Annotated in this window: 13 protein-coding genes; 5 read left to right on the top strand and 8 right to left on the bottom strand. The window is 69.0% G+C overall.

The genetic code is table 11. The features are described from left to right. Window positions 1-123: 123 nt before the first annotated feature. The 3 genes from GOY17_RS18275 to GOY17_RS18265 all read right to left on the bottom strand — a co-directional run bounded on the left by GOY17_RS18275 (window position 124) and on the right by GOY17_RS18265 (window position 1,594). Window positions 124-561: a rhodanese-like domain-containing protein gene (locus GOY17_RS18275; RefSeq protein ID WP_115843274.1), complete on the bottom strand. Its 438-nt coding sequence runs from the start codon at window positions 559-561 to the stop codon at window positions 124-126. Between the two features lie 72 nt (window positions 562-633). Beyond that, window positions 634-1,059 (bottom strand): hypothetical protein, encoded by a 426-nt coding sequence (locus GOY17_RS18270; protein ID WP_115843277.1) that lies wholly within the window; start codon window positions 1,057-1,059, stop codon window positions 634-636. 28 nt (window positions 1,060-1,087) lie between these two features. Then, the gene (locus GOY17_RS18265) at window positions 1,088-1,594 is read right to left on the bottom strand and encodes a YiiD C-terminal domain-containing protein (protein WP_157031433.1); all 507 of its coding nucleotides are present in this window, start codon (window positions 1,592-1,594) and stop codon (window positions 1,088-1,090) included. A gap of 75 nt (window positions 1,595-1,669) precedes the next feature. Between GOY17_RS18265 and GOY17_RS18260 the strand changes: the two genes are divergently transcribed. The 3 genes from GOY17_RS18260 (at window position 1,670) to GOY17_RS18250 (ending at window position 4,767) form a co-directional block, all read left to right on the top strand. Next, a complete protein-coding gene (locus GOY17_RS18260; RefSeq protein WP_232338481.1) occupies window positions 1,670-2,401 on the top strand; it encodes a uroporphyrinogen-III synthase in 732 nt (243 codons plus the stop codon). 61 nt (window positions 2,402-2,462) lie between these two features. Further along, the gene (locus tag GOY17_RS18255) at window positions 2,463-3,437 is read left to right on the top strand and encodes a uroporphyrinogen-III C-methyltransferase (protein ID WP_157031431.1); all 975 of its coding nucleotides are present in this window, start codon (window positions 2,463-2,465) and stop codon (window positions 3,435-3,437) included. Between the two features lie 79 nt (window positions 3,438-3,516). Then, complete coding sequence (locus tag GOY17_RS18250; RefSeq protein ID WP_157031430.1) at window positions 3,517-4,767, top strand: heme biosynthesis protein HemY; 1,251 nt, start codon at window positions 3,517-3,519, stop codon at window positions 4,765-4,767. Between the two features lie 284 nt (window positions 4,768-5,051). On the opposite strand, the gene GOY17_RS18245 is transcribed toward GOY17_RS18250, so the two are convergent. The 3 genes from GOY17_RS18245 to GOY17_RS18235 all read right to left on the bottom strand — a co-directional run bounded on the left by GOY17_RS18245 (window position 5,052) and on the right by GOY17_RS18235 (window position 7,974). After that, window positions 5,052-5,330, bottom strand: a complete 279-nt coding sequence (locus tag GOY17_RS18245) for a hypothetical protein (RefSeq protein ID WP_157031429.1) — start codon at window positions 5,328-5,330, stop codon at window positions 5,052-5,054. A 353-nt stretch (window positions 5,331-5,683) separates the two neighbouring features. Continuing rightward, entirely contained in the window at window positions 5,684-6,241 is a 558-nt protein-coding gene (locus GOY17_RS18240) for a hypothetical protein (protein ID WP_157031428.1), read from the bottom strand. Between the two features lie 455 nt (window positions 6,242-6,696). Beyond that, a complete protein-coding gene (locus tag GOY17_RS18235) occupies window positions 6,697-7,974 on the bottom strand; it encodes an acetyl-CoA C-acetyltransferase (RefSeq protein WP_115843283.1) in 1,278 nt (425 codons plus the stop codon). Between the two features lie 156 nt (window positions 7,975-8,130). On the opposite strand from GOY17_RS18235, the gene GOY17_RS18230 reads away from it, so the two are divergent. Then, window positions 8,131-9,027, top strand: a complete 897-nt coding sequence (locus tag GOY17_RS18230; protein WP_157031427.1) for a hypothetical protein — start codon at window positions 8,131-8,133, stop codon at window positions 9,025-9,027. Window positions 9,028-9,875: 848 nt separating this feature from the next. On the opposite strand, the gene plsB is transcribed toward GOY17_RS18230, so the two are convergent. Both plsB and GOY17_RS18220 read right to left on the bottom strand, forming a co-directional pair. Next, the gene (gene plsB, locus GOY17_RS18225; protein WP_157031426.1) at window positions 9,876-12,695 is read right to left on the bottom strand and encodes a glycerol-3-phosphate 1-O-acyltransferase PlsB; all 2,820 of its coding nucleotides are present in this window, start codon (window positions 12,693-12,695) and stop codon (window positions 9,876-9,878) included. Between the two features lie 23 nt (window positions 12,696-12,718). Further along, window positions 12,719-13,702, bottom strand: coding sequence for a hypothetical protein (locus tag GOY17_RS18220; protein ID WP_157031425.1), 984 nt, complete (start codon window positions 13,700-13,702; stop codon window positions 12,719-12,721). Window positions 13,703-14,060: 358 nt separating this feature from the next. Here GOY17_RS18220 and GOY17_RS18215 point away from each other — a divergent pair, with 358 nt between their 5' ends. Next, window positions 14,061-14,600 carry a fimbrial protein gene (locus GOY17_RS18215; RefSeq protein ID WP_157031424.1) on the top strand — a complete coding sequence of 180 codons (540 nt, stop codon included), beginning with the start codon at window positions 14,061-14,063 and terminating at the stop codon, window positions 14,598-14,600. Window positions 14,601-14,607 lie beyond the last annotated feature (7 nt).

Genomic DNA, 14,607 nt, shown 5'->3' with positions numbered 1-14,607 from the left:
GCCCGGCTGTTCAGAATGCGTGGGCGAAGGCGCCCCGACGAGCCACCAAGGCCGGTCCCCAAGGACGGTGTTGGGGCGTGCGCGACGGCGATCAACCCCGCCGAGCGCGGCAAGAATCGCGCGTCAGGCGCGACCCTTCACCAGCGGCAGGTCGGCCGCCTGCCAGGCGCCGATGCCGCCGTCGAGCCAGTACACGTGCTTGAAGCCGGCCTTCTTCAGGCGCTTGGCGGCATCGGCCGAGCCCTGGCCGTTGCGGCAGACGACCACCACCGGAAGTTCCTTCGCGCCGGCGAGCAGCTTGCTCTCCGGATCGAACTGGCTGGGCTGCACCGACTTGCTGCCGGCGATGTGGCCCTTCTCGAAGTCGGCACTGGCCGACAGGTCGACCACCAGCGCGTTCTCGCGGTTCATCAGGCCCGTCAGCTCGGCCGGGCGCAGCGCCTTGTAGCCGCGGAACAGGCGCGCGACTTCGGTGTAGAGGATCGCCACCGTCAGGCCGACGAGGCCGAGCGAGAGGTAGAGGTGGCGCTCGGCGAAGGCCAGCAGGTCTTGGAAAGTCACGGCATCACGGCGCAGGAAACGGGGCCGGGATTGTCGCCCAGTGGCGACGGCGGCGCAAAACCGCGCGTTTTGCTACTCGCCATCCCACAGGTCCGGCATGCCGGACACGAGCCACCAGTTCTTGGACGCCTCGTCCCAGCGCCATTCCTCGCGGTAGCGGACCGTGCGTTCGGCCTGCGTGTGGCGGTTGACCACGCCGATCTCGATGTCGCGCAGCGCGATGCCGCCCTTCTTGTCGGCCGAGCTGTTGCGCTCGCGATAGGCGGTGATCTGGACCTGCTCGTAGCGCTTGAGCTCCAGGTCCGACACGGGGTGTGCCTCGCGGTAGCCCGGTTCGATCAGGCTCAGCGCACCCTCGAAGTCGCCCCAGCGGATCGCGCCCGACCATGCGTACTGGTTGGCCTGCAGCTGGTCCATCTTTCCGCGGGCGAAGGCGGGCGCGGTGGCCACGAGCAGCAGCGCCAGCACGGCCAGCAGCAGGGTCTTGGTCAGGCGCATCGCGTTCCCCTCGATTCGAGCGCCCATGCTAGCCGCTGATCGCGCCCGTCGCGCGCGGCTTGGCGATGGCGACATAGCGGGCGGTGAACTCCGTCGCGATTCCGCCGTCGGGCAGCTTCGCGCGGGCGACCAGGCCGATGCGCGCCCGGCCGCGTTCGCGCAGCGTGGCGATGAAGCCGGGCCATGCGGCCTCCGGCGCCAGTTCGGCTTCGACGTCCAGGTCGGCGAACAGCGGCGCGAGGTAGCGGATCTGGCTGTCGGCGACGAACACCTCGGCCTCCAGCCCCGCTTCCTCGACGTGCAGCGACACCAGGCCCCAGGACGCCAGCGTCATCATCGACGCCAGGCTGCCGCCGAACGCGCAGCCCTTGTCGTTGACGTGCGTGGACAGCGGCGCGTGCAGGCGCAGGCGGTAGCCGTCGTAATCGGCGACCGACACGTCCATCGCCGCCACCGGCGGCATCGACTGGTAATGGTGATGCAGGCGGGCGAGTGCGTCGGCGTACGGATGCAGGGCGCGTGGATCGGAAGTCATGCGAGGGCCGGAAATGGGGACGCGCGGGACGGCTATGCTGGTGCGATGCCTGCTCCCGCGACGCCCGGATGGTACGTGATCTCGCTGCGCGCACGCGGCGAGCATGCGCCGATGCGCGCTGCGGCCGCTTCCGCGGGTGCGGGTTTGATCGCGATCTCGCCTTGGCGCCTCCATCTGCGCGACGACGAAACCACACGAGAACGATTGCACGAAGCGTTGGCCGCACCGCGCGTGGTCGTCACCAGTCCCGTCGCGGTGCGTGCCGCGCGACGCCTGCAACCGTTGCGCGCGCTGCCCGCGCAGCGCTGGTTCGCGGTCGGCGAAGGCACGGCGATCGCGCTTCGCCGCGCGGGTGTCGCCGATGTGGAAGCGCCGCGTCGCATGGACAGCGAAGGGCTGTTGTCGCTGCCCGGACTGGCGGAACTGACCGGGCAAACGGTCGGCTTCATCACCGCGCCCGGTGGACGCGGCGTGCTGGTTCCCGCACTCGAAGCGCGTGGTGCACGGGTGATCCGCGCCGACGTGTACGAACGCATTGCCGTCGCGCCCTCCCCGCGCTCGCTCGCCCGTCTGGCCGAACTGGACGCGCCGGCGAAGCTCGCGCTCTCCAGCGCCGAAGCGCTGCAGCTCGTCGTCGATGCGCTTCCCGAGCCATTGCTCGATCGTCTGCGCCGCGCGCAGGTCATCGCCGCGAGCGAGCGTCTGGCCGACATCGCACGTACGCACGGCTTCACCGACGTGGTCATCGCGCACAGCGCGCGTCCAGCCGACCTCGTCGCTGCGGCGGCCGGCACGCCCGCGGAGTGACGCGCGTCGCCATCCGGTAGCATGGCGCCCTCCGCGCTTTGCCGAGTCAGCCGTGTCGACCGTGTCCCCTCCCGCCCCGACCCCGCCGCCCGCCCGCCGCTCGCGGGGCTGGATCGCGTGGCTGATCGTCGTCGTGCTCGCCGTCATCGCCGGCGCATGGGGATGGACGCAGTGGCAGGCGCGCAACGAGCGCGACCGCGAGCAGCAGCTCGATGCCGGCCAGCGCCTGGACGCGGTAGAAGGTCGCATCGATTCGATCCGTCGCGACCAGCGCTCGCAGCTGCAGCGACTGCAGCAGGCCGACGCGACCAATCGCGTGTTGCGCGATGAAGTGCTCGGTATCGGCCAGCGTTCGTCGCTGATCGAGGACACCGTGTCGAAGCTCGCCGATCCCAACCGCCACGGCGAACAGGCGCTGCGCCTGGACGAAGCCGAGCTGCTGCTCAACATGGCGCAGCAACGCCTGCTGATCGCCGGCGACCTGGAAGGCGCGCGTCGTGCCTACGTGCTTGCGGGCAACGTGCTCGACGGCATCGACGATCCGGCGTACCTGAGCCTGCGCCAGACGCTGCAGCAGGAACGCGCGGGTGTCGATGCCCTCGGCGTCGAACCGCGCGTGCGTGCGATGGCCGAACTGGATGCGTTCGCGCAGACGATCAGCACCGCGCCGGTCGAAGCGCAGTCCACGTTGCCGTCCGACGCGCCGTGGTGGCGCCGCGCGTTCGCGACGCTGATCGACGTGCAGCCGAGCGACCGCACCGTCGCCGTGCAGCCCGCCGATCGCATCGCCGCGGCGTCGGGCTTGCAGCTGGAAATCTCGCTGGCGCGTGCCGCCGCCGAACGTCGCGACGAAGCCGGTTTCCGCAAGGCGCTGCAACGCGCCGAAGGCTGGATGACGCGACTGTGGCCGCCGTCGCCGATGCTCGACCAGCAGCGCGCGAAGCTGCGCGAGATCGCGGGCCGCGAGCTTTCACTCACGCTTCCGACGCTGGGCAGCACACTGCAGCAGCTGCGCCAGTTGCGCGCCGCGGGTTGATCGCAACCTCGCCCGCGCGCAGAGCCGGATGGCCCGGCACGCACGAACACATCGACGACCCCGCGACGAGGAGCCGCCCATGAACCTGTTCCGCAACGTGCTGTTCTGGATCGTCCTGGCGCTGGTCGGCGCGCTGGTCGCGCAGTTGCTGGTGCTCGATCCGGGCTACGTGCTCGTGCGCTACGGCGGCAACGACTACACGACGAATGTTCCCAAGGCGATCGCGCTGCTGGTCGTCGTGCTCGCCGTGTTGTGGCTGCTGTGGAAACTGGCGACGCTGCCGTTCGTTGCGATGCGCCGCCATCGGCGCAAGCAGTCGCGCGCGCGATTGATCGACGGCGTCGACGCCGTGCATCGCGGCGAATGGACGCGCGCGGAAAAACTGCTGGAGCAGGCCGCGCAGGAACCCGACGCATTGGCCGTCGGTCGCATCGGCGCGGCACGTGCGGCGATGGCGCGCGGCGACGAAACCGCGGCGCGTGTGCACCTGACCGCGATCGGCACGGCCAACCCGGCCTCGCGCGCGATTGCCGAAGCCGAATTCGCGCTGGCGCAGGGCCGTGCGAGCGAGGCGCTGTCGATCCTCGATGCGCCGTCGGCGACGCCGTTGCCGCCGCGCGGGCTCGTGCTGCGCGGCGAAGCGCTGGCGTTGCTCGGCCGCAGTGGCGAGGCCTACGGCACGCTCGGCGCGCTGCGCCAGCAGCAGGCATTGTCGAACGAGCGCCTCGGCACGCTGGAAGCGCAGTGGGCCGCCGCGTCGTTGCGCGAGGCGGCCGATGCGAACGTGCTCGCCGATCGCTGGGAGGCCTTGCCCAAGCCGCTTCGCAACGATCCCGCCGCCGTGGCCGCCTATGCCGAGCGCGCCGCGGCAATGCGCTGGGACGAAGCGGCGTCGAAAAGCATCGAGCAGGCGCTGGACGCACAGTGGGACGAATCGCTCGCCGCGTTGTACGGACGGTTGCCGGTAAACCGATTCGAACAACGCCGCGCCACGGCGGAACGCTGGTTGCCCGCGCATCCGGCGAGCCCCGCGCTGCTGCTTACGCTGGCGCGCCTGTCGCGCGCGCACGGCCAGTGGCCGCAGGCGGAGCAATACCTGCATCGCGCGCTGGCGCAGGGCGGCAACAGCGAGGCGTGGGAGGAACTCGGCGATGGCTTCGCGGCGTCTGGCGAGGAGAAGCTCGCCCGCCATTGCTACGCCAACGCATTGCGCGCCGCGCGCGGCGAAGCGACACAGCCGCTGCCGGGGCGCGACATGCGGCAGACGATCTTCGACCAAGCGGTGGTGGAGGAGCGCGACGCGCATGGAGTGCCGCGGCTGCGGGAGTGATGGGCGCCGCGGTGTGCTTCGTGGCGACGTTCGCCGCGGGTGTCGATTCGCGACCGCATGAGCGTCTTTCCAGCGACGGCTGGCTTCGCTCCCACCGTCATCCCGGCGAAAGCCGGGACCCAGGCTCGTAACGTGCGGGCACTCTCGGGTCGGTGACCCACCTCACCGTCATTCCAGCGAAAGCTGGAATCCATCTTGATCTTTCCGCTGCCGCTGCCGTCGCTGTTGCTCTTGCTCGTCATTCCCGCGAAGGCAGGAATTCAGGGACTTTCCACGCTTTCCTTTCAACGCTTATGAGCTAAAGAAGAATCACGATCCAAGCTTCCGATCGCCTGCGGCGCTCGGGTCACTTTTCTTTGCTTGCCCAAAGAAAAGTAACCAAAAGAAAGGGCCTTCCATTTGCCCAGATCAATCCCACGACCGGAAAGCGAGTAGGCGCGTTCGCGATTCGCCATCCATGGCTCAGCGCTCACCGCCGCACATCCTGTGCGGCGCCCTACGGGGCTAGCGACGAATAAGCTGTTCAACAGCAACAGCAACAGCAACAGCAACAGCAACGGCAAATGGTTTCCAGCTTTCGCCGGAATGACGCCGCGTGCGCTTTAGCCCCTCTCCCATGGGCGAGCGAAGGGAGTGCAGAGCTGAGAGGGGTTGGGCAACGAAACGTCAACGGCAAACGACCTTTGCCGCACAGCGCTCGTTTTAACCCCTCTCCCATCGGGAGAGGGGTTGGGGTGAGGGGCAACGAAGCGTCAACGGCGAACGACCTTTGCCGCACAGCGCTGCGCTGTTGCTCGGCGCGTCACGCGCAGAAGAAAAGTGGATTCCAGCCGTCACCGGAATAACGACGCGTGCGCTTCAGCCCCTCTCCCGCCTGCGGGAGAGGGGTTGGGGGTGAGGGCCGCCGGCGGCAGCCCTACCGCGTCCGATAAAACGCCGGCAGCGTTGCCAGGAAGTCCGCGCCGGCGCCGCGGAAGCGTGTGTAGTTCTCGCCGATACGCGTCACCACCAGCAGGCGGGAGCCGACAATGCCGAACATCAGGCTCGCCAGCATCAACGCGATGCCCGCGAAGGTCACCGGCAACACGTCGCGTTGCACGCCCATCGCGATGACGCCCAGGCCCAGCGTCGCGCCCACCGACGCCACGGCGAGGTTGGCGCGCCGCCGCCGCAGGTGGCGCGCGCACAGGCCCAGCGTCACCGGCGTGCGGCGACGCACGAACAACGCGATGACGAGGTAGAGCAGCAGGCCGGCAAACACCACCAGGTACAGCGCCGGGTGGTGCCAGTAGAAGCGCGCATGTCGCAGCGGCAGTTCCGCCGGCTCGTTGCACTTGATGCACCGGCCCGGCAGCGTGCAGCCCGGCCGGACGACCAGGTCCTTGCCGTCGCGCCAGCAGTCGCCACCGAGTTCCGCGGACAGCGCTTCGCTCAGCCGCGACACAGGCGGCTGGTACGGATTCAACGTCCCCATCGATTTCCCCTCGAACCGCAGTGCCAGCGCACACGCCCGCTGGGAGCGTTCGCGGACCGCATCGCCGACGGTGTCCCCACACCGCCTGGCCCGCGCGCCGATCCTAGGCCCGAAAGGACAGATTGTGCAAACTCCATTCCAGTTCGACGGGCCGGAACGACCGCGCCAGCCAGAAAGACTGGCGCGCGAGTCGCAGACACTGGCGCATCAGGCCAGGTCACTGGCGCGCGAGTCGAAAAGAGTGGGGCGCGAGGTAAAACGGCTGGCGCTTCAGCCAGAAAGACTGGCACGCCAGTAAAAAACACTCGCGTGCGACTCTTCGAACCTGGCACGCGAGGCAAAAAGACTGGGACGCGAGTCCCGCGCACTGGCGCGCGAGACGAAAAGACTGCCGCGCCACGTCCCGACACTGGCGCACCCGGACCGCGACACGGCCGGGCGGCCAGCAAGGAAGCTCAGCGCTCCAGGATAGCGACCACGCCCATGCCGCCGGCGGTGCAGATCGACACCAGGCAGCGGCCGCCGCCGCGCTGCTTCAGCTCCTTCGCGGCGGTGGCGACGATGCGCGCGCCAGTTGCCGCGAACGGGTGACCTGCCGCCAGCGAGGAGCCGTTCGGGTTGATCTTCGCCACGTCGATGCGGCCCATCGGCGCATCCAGGCCGAGGCGGGCCTTGCAGTAGTCCTCGCTCTCCCACGCGCGCAGCGTGCACAGCACCTGCGCGGCGAAGGCCTCGTGGATTTCGTAGAAGTCGAAGTCCTGCAGGGTCAGGCCGTTGCGCTTGAGCATCTCCGGCACCGCGACGGTCGGCGCCATCAGCAGGCCTTCGCCGTGCACGAAATCCACCGCCGCGACCTGCGCGTCGCGCAGGTAGCACAGCGGTTCCAGGCCGTGCGAACGCGCCCATTCGTCCGAGGACAGCAGGCAGGCCGCCGCGCCGTCGGTGAGCGGCGTGGAATTGCCCGCCGTCAGCGTGCCGCGGCCGGAGGTCTTGTCGAAGGCCGGCTTCAGCGAGGCCAGCTTCTCCAGCGTGCTGTCGGCGCGCAGGATGTTGTCGCGCGCCACGCCGCGGAAGCTCACGACCAGGTCGTTGAAGAAGCCGCGCTCGTAGGCGGCGGCGAGCTTGAGGTGCGAGGACAGCGCCCACTCGTCCTGCGAATCGCGCGAGATGTTCCACTGCTTGGCCATGTCCTCGCAGTGCTCGCCCATCGACTTGCCGGTGCGCGGCTCGGCCACGCCCGGGAATTCGGGCTTGAGTTCGCGCAGGTGGAAGCCCTTGAACGCGGCCAGCTTGTCGCGCGGCGTCTTGGCACGCGAGGCTTCGAGCAGGCGGTGGCGCAGCTTGCGGCCGTAGACGATCGGCACGTCGGACGTCGTGTCCGAGCCGCCGCCCACGCCCACATCGATCTGGCCGGCGGCGATCTTGTTGCCGATGGTGATGATCGAATCCAGCGAGGTGCCGCACGCGCGCTGCAGGGTGATGCCCGGCGTCAGCGGCGACAGGCCCGAGGACAGCGCGGCTTCGCGGCCGAGGTTCCAGTCGCTGGAGTGCTTGATCACCGCACCCATCGCGACTTCGCCGAGCTGCTGGCCGTGCAGGCCGAACTTCTCGACCAGCGCGCCGAGCGTGCGCACGGACATGCCGAGGTTGCCGACGTCCGAATAGGCGGTGTTCTGGCGGCAGAACGGGATACGGACGCCGCCGAGCACGGCAACGGGACGGGCAGGACGCATCGCTACACCTCGCGAAAAACTCGGAAAGGGGGAAGTCGCCGGGGCCTTTACACCCGGGCGGGCATAATGGCCCTGAAGTGTACCGCCGGCTCCCGCGGGCGACCACACGCCACCGTATCCTCGATAACGGAAGCCATGACTCCAGCGCAGATCGCCATGCCCACGCCGCCCGCCACCCTCCACGTGCTCGGGGCACTCGCCCTGGAACTGCGCGGCGATTCGCCGGTCCACCGGCAGGCGTTGGCGCAGGCCGAAGTGGGCGCGCTGGCGGAGCTGATCGCGGCCGACCTGGCCGGCTTCGTGCCCGAAGCCGCGTCGCTGGACCTGATCACCGTCGGCGCGCATTACGACCCGGTCGAGCTGCTGCGTCCGGGCTGGCCGCTGCATCGCGAACTCGACCAGCTGGCCGCCCGCGCCCCGCGCGCCGGCGTCGCGCCGGATGCGGGGCGGGTCATCGCGTTCGGCGCGCACGACGCGCAGCTGCCTGGCGCATTGACGCCGTCGACCGATCACCTGGGCGGCCCGTTCCGCCTCGTTCCGTTCGTGCTCGGCGGCAGCGAAGCCGTCGCGGCGCGCGTGGGCGAGGCCTTCGAACGCGAACTGCTGGAACGCGGCATGGCCGGCGCGGCGACCGCGCTGGCGGCGCAGCAGGCCTTCGGCGTGCAGGTCGAACACGCGCGCTACCTCACGGTGCACGACCTGGCCGCGATGATGGCGATGCAGTACGACCATGCGGGCCTTGCCGAACTGTGGCCGCTGCTGGAAACCGCGCTGCTGCAGCCGGAAGGCGAGCACTGGCTCGACGCGCCGCCGGAACCGCTGGTGCACTACACCAGCGGCGAGGCACGCATCGCGATGTTCGAGCCGCGCGCGTGGAAGACGCGCTACGCCACCGAAGCGCCCTGCGACACGCCCGAATGCCGCGCGAAGCTGGAAGCGCAGCACCGTCATTTCCAGGCACGCCAGCGGCAGATCGCCGCCGTGCTGGGCGCGCACGGGATTCCGGTGAATTTCGTGCATTGCCCGGATGAGGGGCGCGCGGCGCTGGCGTGAGGTTTGTCGCGCGGCGGTGGTTCTTTCGCAACCGTCGTTTCCGCTGACGTTGGAACCCTTCCAACCGTCATCCCGGAGTAGGCCGGGACCCAGGCCCGCACCGTCGGGGCACTCCACGGCCGGTGAACCACCTTTCCGTCATCCCGGCGAAGGCCGGGACCCAGGCCCGCACCGTCGGGGCACTCCACGGCCGGTGAACCACCTTTCCGTCATCCCGGCGAAGGCCGGGACCCAGGCCCGTACCGCACGGGCACTCTCGTGCGGTGACTTCCACTCCACCGTCATCCCGGCGCAGCCCGGGACGCAGGCCCGCAGCGTCTGGGCACTCCACGGCGGGTGAACAACCTCTCCGTCATCCCGGCGAAAGCCGGGATCCAGGCCCGTAATGTTCGGGCACTCTGATCACGGTGAGCCACCTCACCGTCATTCCAGCGAAAGCTGGAATCCGTCCTGATCTTGCCGCTGCCGTCACCCTTGCCCTTGCTCGTCATTCCCGCGAAGGCGGGAATCCATGGACTTTTCACGCTTTACCCGCAGCGTCGAAGAGCAAAGAAGAATCACGATCCAAGCTTCCGATCGCCTACGGCGCTCGGGTCACTTTTCTTTGCTCGCACAAAGAAAAGTAACCCAAAGAAAGTGCGTACAAGTCCAAACCAGTCCCACGACCGGAAAGCAAAAGGGCGCGTTCGCGATTCGCCATCCATGGCTCAGCGCTCACCGCCGCACATCCTGTGCGGCGCCCTTCGGGGCTAGCAACGTAGAAGGCTGTTCAACAGCAACAGCAACAGCAACAGCAAGAGCAGTGGCAACAACAGCGACAGCAGCAACGCAAGCCACTAAGGCTCCGCTTACGCCGCCCCGCCCCCCACCTCAACCGCAGCCGCCGGCTTCGCACTTTCCGGGCTGATCTTCTCGATCGTGTGGCGCAGTTCGCGGCCGAGGATGAACTTGGCGTCCTTCGCCCACGTGTCCAGGCGGCTGTCGAAGGCGAGCTTGCTGTTCTCGTCCGGCCACACCAGGCGCATCTCGCGCAGTTTCTGGATGAAGCCGCGAAACAGCGTCTTGTCGAAGAACTCCGGCGCGGCCGGCGCGTAGAGCAGCGACAGGCGCTGCGCCGCCAACTGGCAGAGGCTTTCCAGTTCGGCCGCCGTCAGCGTGCCCGGGCCGTTCTTCACCAGCACCGAAATGGCGATGTAGTAGCGCTCGAAGGCCTGCTGCAGCGAATGGCCGATCGCGCGCAGCCGGAACACCTCGTCGCTCTGGCCGGAATTGCGCGCGAGGATGCCGCCTTCGTCGTCGCTGATCTTTTCTAGCAAACCTTCGCGGATGAAGACGTCGATGGTGCGGTTGAGGCGTTCGGCGAACTGCTCCTCCGTCCACGGCAGGAACAGCTCGGCCTGCAGGAACGGGTACACGCTGCGGCCCAGGCGCTGCACGCCGTTGATGCTCATGCGGCGGTTGTTCTGGAAGCAGCAGGCGATCCACGACGCCGCCGTGAACAGATGCAGCACGTTGTTGCGGAAGTAGCTCAGCAGCACCGCGTTGTCGCCGCTCACGCCCAGCACGTCGCCGAGCGGATGCTTGGTGCGGGTGAGGACGTTGATTTCCTCGCCGTGCGCGATGATCTCCTCGACCGGGTGCGGCGTCACCGTGACGCGGTCGGAGTAGGGCAGCTCGGCCAGCAGCGTCTTGCTCAGCTGGATCTGCGCGCGCAGGTCGGCCTCGCCCATCGCGTGCTTGGGCGTGGACAGCAGGGCGAGTGCGAGCAGGTTGATCGGATTGACGTCGGCGGCGCGGTTGACGTTCACCTGGATGCGCTGCGCGAGCGCGTCCACGGTGTCGGACAGCCACGCCGGCTTTTCCTCGTCGCTGACCGGCGCGCCGTCCCAGTCCGGCGCGTGCTCGGCCAGCACGTCGCCCAGGCGGATGGGTTCGCCGAAGTTCACCACCACCTGGCCGTAGTTGCTGCGCAGCACCTTCGGGATGCCCATCAGCAGCTGCCAGATGGATTCCTTTTCCTTCGGCTTGCCGGACAGCTCGTCGAGGTAGCTGTTGCCTTCCATCAGCTTCTCGTAGCCGATGTAGATCGGCTGGAACAGCACCGGGCGTGTGGGCTGGCGCACGAAGGCGCGCACCGTCATCGCGACCATGCCGCCCTTCGGCGGCAGCAGGCGGCCGGTGCGCGAGCGTCCGCCTTCGACGAAGTACTCGATCGAATAGCCGCCGGCGACCAGCTGCGCGACGTACTCGCTCAGTACCGCCGAATACAGCGCGCTGCCGCGGATGCTGCGACGGATGAAGAACGCACCGCCCTTGCGCAGCAGCGTGCCGACGACCGGCAGGTTGAGGTTGATGCCGGCCACGATGTGCGGCGGCACGATGCCGCGCGTGTACAGCAGGTAGCTCAGCAGCAGGTAGTCCATGTGGCTGCGGTGGCAGGGCACGTAGACCACTTCGAAACCGGGCGCGTCGTCCTTCAGCTTGTCCAGGTGGTGGACGAGCACGCCGCGGTAGATGCGGTTCCACACCGGCGTGAGCAGGAAGCTCGCCGAACGCACCACGGGGTGCGAATAGTCCGCCGCGATCTCGTAGGCGAAGCCGTGCGCCTTCTTCCACGCATCGGCGAGCGAACTCTTGTCGCGCGCGGCCTGGTCGGCGATGGCGTCCTTCACCGTGGGCGAAGCCAGCACCTGGTCGACGAGCAGGCGGCGCGTGGAAAGATCCGGGCCGATCACCGCCGCGCGGATGCGGCGGAAATGCGCGCGCAGCACGCGCGAGAGCTTGCGAACCGTGCGCTCGGGCGGCAGGCCTTCGTCGACGATCGCGCGCAGGCTCACCGGCGGGGCGAAGCGCACCAGCGTGTCGCGACCGTTGAGCGCGATCGCCAGCAAGCGGCGGAAGCGGCCGACCAGCGTCCAGTTTTCCGAGAACAGCACCGAGAACCAGCCGCTGTTCTTGTCCGGCGCGCGGCCGACGAAGATCGACACCGGCACCAGCTGCACGTCCATCGACGGATCGGCGCGGTGCGCGTCGAGCAGGTGCGCGAGCGAGCCCGAATGCGTCTTGCGCGACGGCGGCGCGGTGCCCAGCGACTGCTGCAGCTGGGTCAGCGTGTTGACGTTGCGGCGCGACAGCGCGAGGTAGGCGCGCTTGCGCTTGAGCGGATCGCCCGGGAGCGGCTGCAGCGGCGAGGGCAGGCCGGCCTCGCGGCAGGCGCGTTCGAGGATCAGCGCGTTCGACAGGCCGTAGTCCTCGAGCACGTAGCAGACCGGGCGGCCGCTCCATTCCTCGGGTATCTCGGCCGCCGGATTGCGCGGTTCGACGGTGACCTGCACCCACGGCGCCATGATCCGGCCGAGCAGCTTCGCCCACCACGGGCGACGCACGGACGGACGACGCGGGCCGCCCGGGCGACGACCGCGGTCGTCATCGCGAACGTGGCCGGCGGCGTCGATGGGAAGTTCGGCCTGGGCCGGGTCGGGTTCGGTTTCTGGTTCGGATTCGCGGCGGGACGCCTGCGCGGCATCGGGCTCGCGCGGTGCTTCGGCGCCGTCCGCCGGGGCAGGTTGGGATGTCGCCGCGTCCTCTCGGGCGGGCGAAGCGGCGGTCGTCGCGTCCTTGTCGGCGTCCGGGAAAGGCAGGGGCGTCTGGTTCGGCATCGCGGGCATTATGCCCTTGCGGCCTTGCGCGTTCAGGGCGCGGTGGCGGCGGGCGGGGCGTTCGTGGCAGCCGGCGGCGCCGGTTGCGTGACCTTGTCGGCGGCGGCGACGGGCGCATTCTCGTCGGTCGCCGGCTTGGGGGGCGAGCCGTTGGCCGAGCGCGCGGCTTCGGCCTCGGCGTGGCGCAGGGCGTCGGTCAGGTACCAGTGGCCGTCGCGTCGTTCGACCGCGAGTTCGGCCTCGATCGCCTTGCCGGCCAGCGTGTACTGCAGGCGGATCCGGGCGCGCTCGCCCTCGCGTGCGATCAGGCTGGCGCGCGCGGTGGCGAGGTCGGCATCGACATCCAGCCCGTACACCTTCACCACGCGCTTCATCCGCTCGAAGAACGGACCCATGCGCTCCAGGCTGTGGCGCATGCCCAGCTGGCGGAAGCGGTCCGGCCCGCCGGCCAGGCCCGTCTGGCGGGCGCCGGCGACCAGCGAGGGAATCGTCTGGCGCGCGAGTTGCACGTCGCCCAGCGGCGCCTTCTGCGCCCAGCGGCTGATCGCGCTCACCAGTTGCACGTAGTGCGCGCGTTCGTCGTCGCTGTAATCGCCTTCCGCGCGCAGGTACTGCGTCGCGAACAGCCCCAGCGTGGCCGCAGCGGAGCGGAGCTCGGCGTTCGCGCCGGAAAATTGACGCCGGTAGACGGTCAGCAGCTGCTTCTCCGCACCGGGCGCGGACAGCGCGTCGATGAAGGCGGGCAGGCGGTCGTCGAGCGGGAGGTCGGTCAGCGGCCAGCGCGTGCGGCCTTCGTTCCAGGCGGTGTTGAGCCGGGCGTGCAGCTCCGGCGGGACGGCGTGGCGCGAGTAGCTCACCAGGTCGTTGCGGCGCAGGTCGCGGATCAGCTGCTCGACCGCCTGCGTGGGTTCGGTCGGAGTCGGCTCGACCACCGGCGCGGGCGCGCGCTGGCACCCGCCCGCCATGAGGGCGGCCAGCAGCGTCAGCGCGGCGGTGGCGCGGGTGATCGGTCTCATGCGGATGCGGCTTCCCCCAAGTCGCTCGCGGCATCTTGGCGGCGTGACTGGAAGCCGGCAAGCCAAGGCCGTCCCGGATTGGAAATGTGGATGCGCGCGTCGAAATACCGGCATGGCGTCACATTCTTTGGGTCAAAAAGTGACGCGAACCGTCGAAATGCGTCTTCAGCCTCGGAAAATGTGATCGAAATCTCGTTCAGGATTGGCGAAATCGGCCGCTTCACGCATTCCTAACGGGTCGAAACCCGTTTTGAGACCGTTGGCACAGATTCTGCTTTCCAAGCCCTGACCCGGCACTTCGCCGGCGCAAGCGTCCTGCCACGCGCCGGACCTTATTCACTCCAAGGGCTTAGCACTCATGAAGAAGATCCTCCTCGTCGCCGCCGCTGCCGCCGGCCTCGTCTCCATCGCCCCGGCCTTCGCTGCCGACGGCACGATCAACATCACCGGCGCCGTCACCTCGACGACCTGCCGCATCAACGGCGCCAACAGCCCGGCCACGATCAGCGTGACCCTGCCGTCCGTCTCGACCGCCGCCCTGAACGCCGCCGGCCGCACCGCCGGCACGACGCCGTTCGCGATCGTCCTGTCGAACTGCAGCGCCGGCATCAACAATGCCGTGACCTACTTCGAAGCCGGTCCGACCATCGACACGGCGACGGGCAACCTGCGCAACACCACCTCGGGCGGCGCGGCCAACGTGCAGGTCAGCCTGCTCAACGCCGACGCCACCAAGATCAGCCTGCAGAACGCCGCCGGCTCGCAGAGCTCGCAGCAGGTCGCCATCGCCAACAACGGCGCGACCCTGAACTACTTCGCGCAGTACGTCGCCAACGGCGCCGCCGCCGGCGCCGGTGCGGTCACCTCGAACGTCACGTTCTCGGTTGTCTACAACTAAGCACCAG

The sequence above is a fragment of the Lysobacter soli genome (assembly GCF_009755585.1).
In the GTDB taxonomy this organism is placed as follows: Bacteria; Pseudomonadota; Gammaproteobacteria; order Xanthomonadales; family Xanthomonadaceae; genus Lysobacter_J; species Lysobacter_J soli.
Note: the sequence above shows the minus strand (reverse complement) of the source record. Positions and strands in the feature narration are given on the sequence as shown.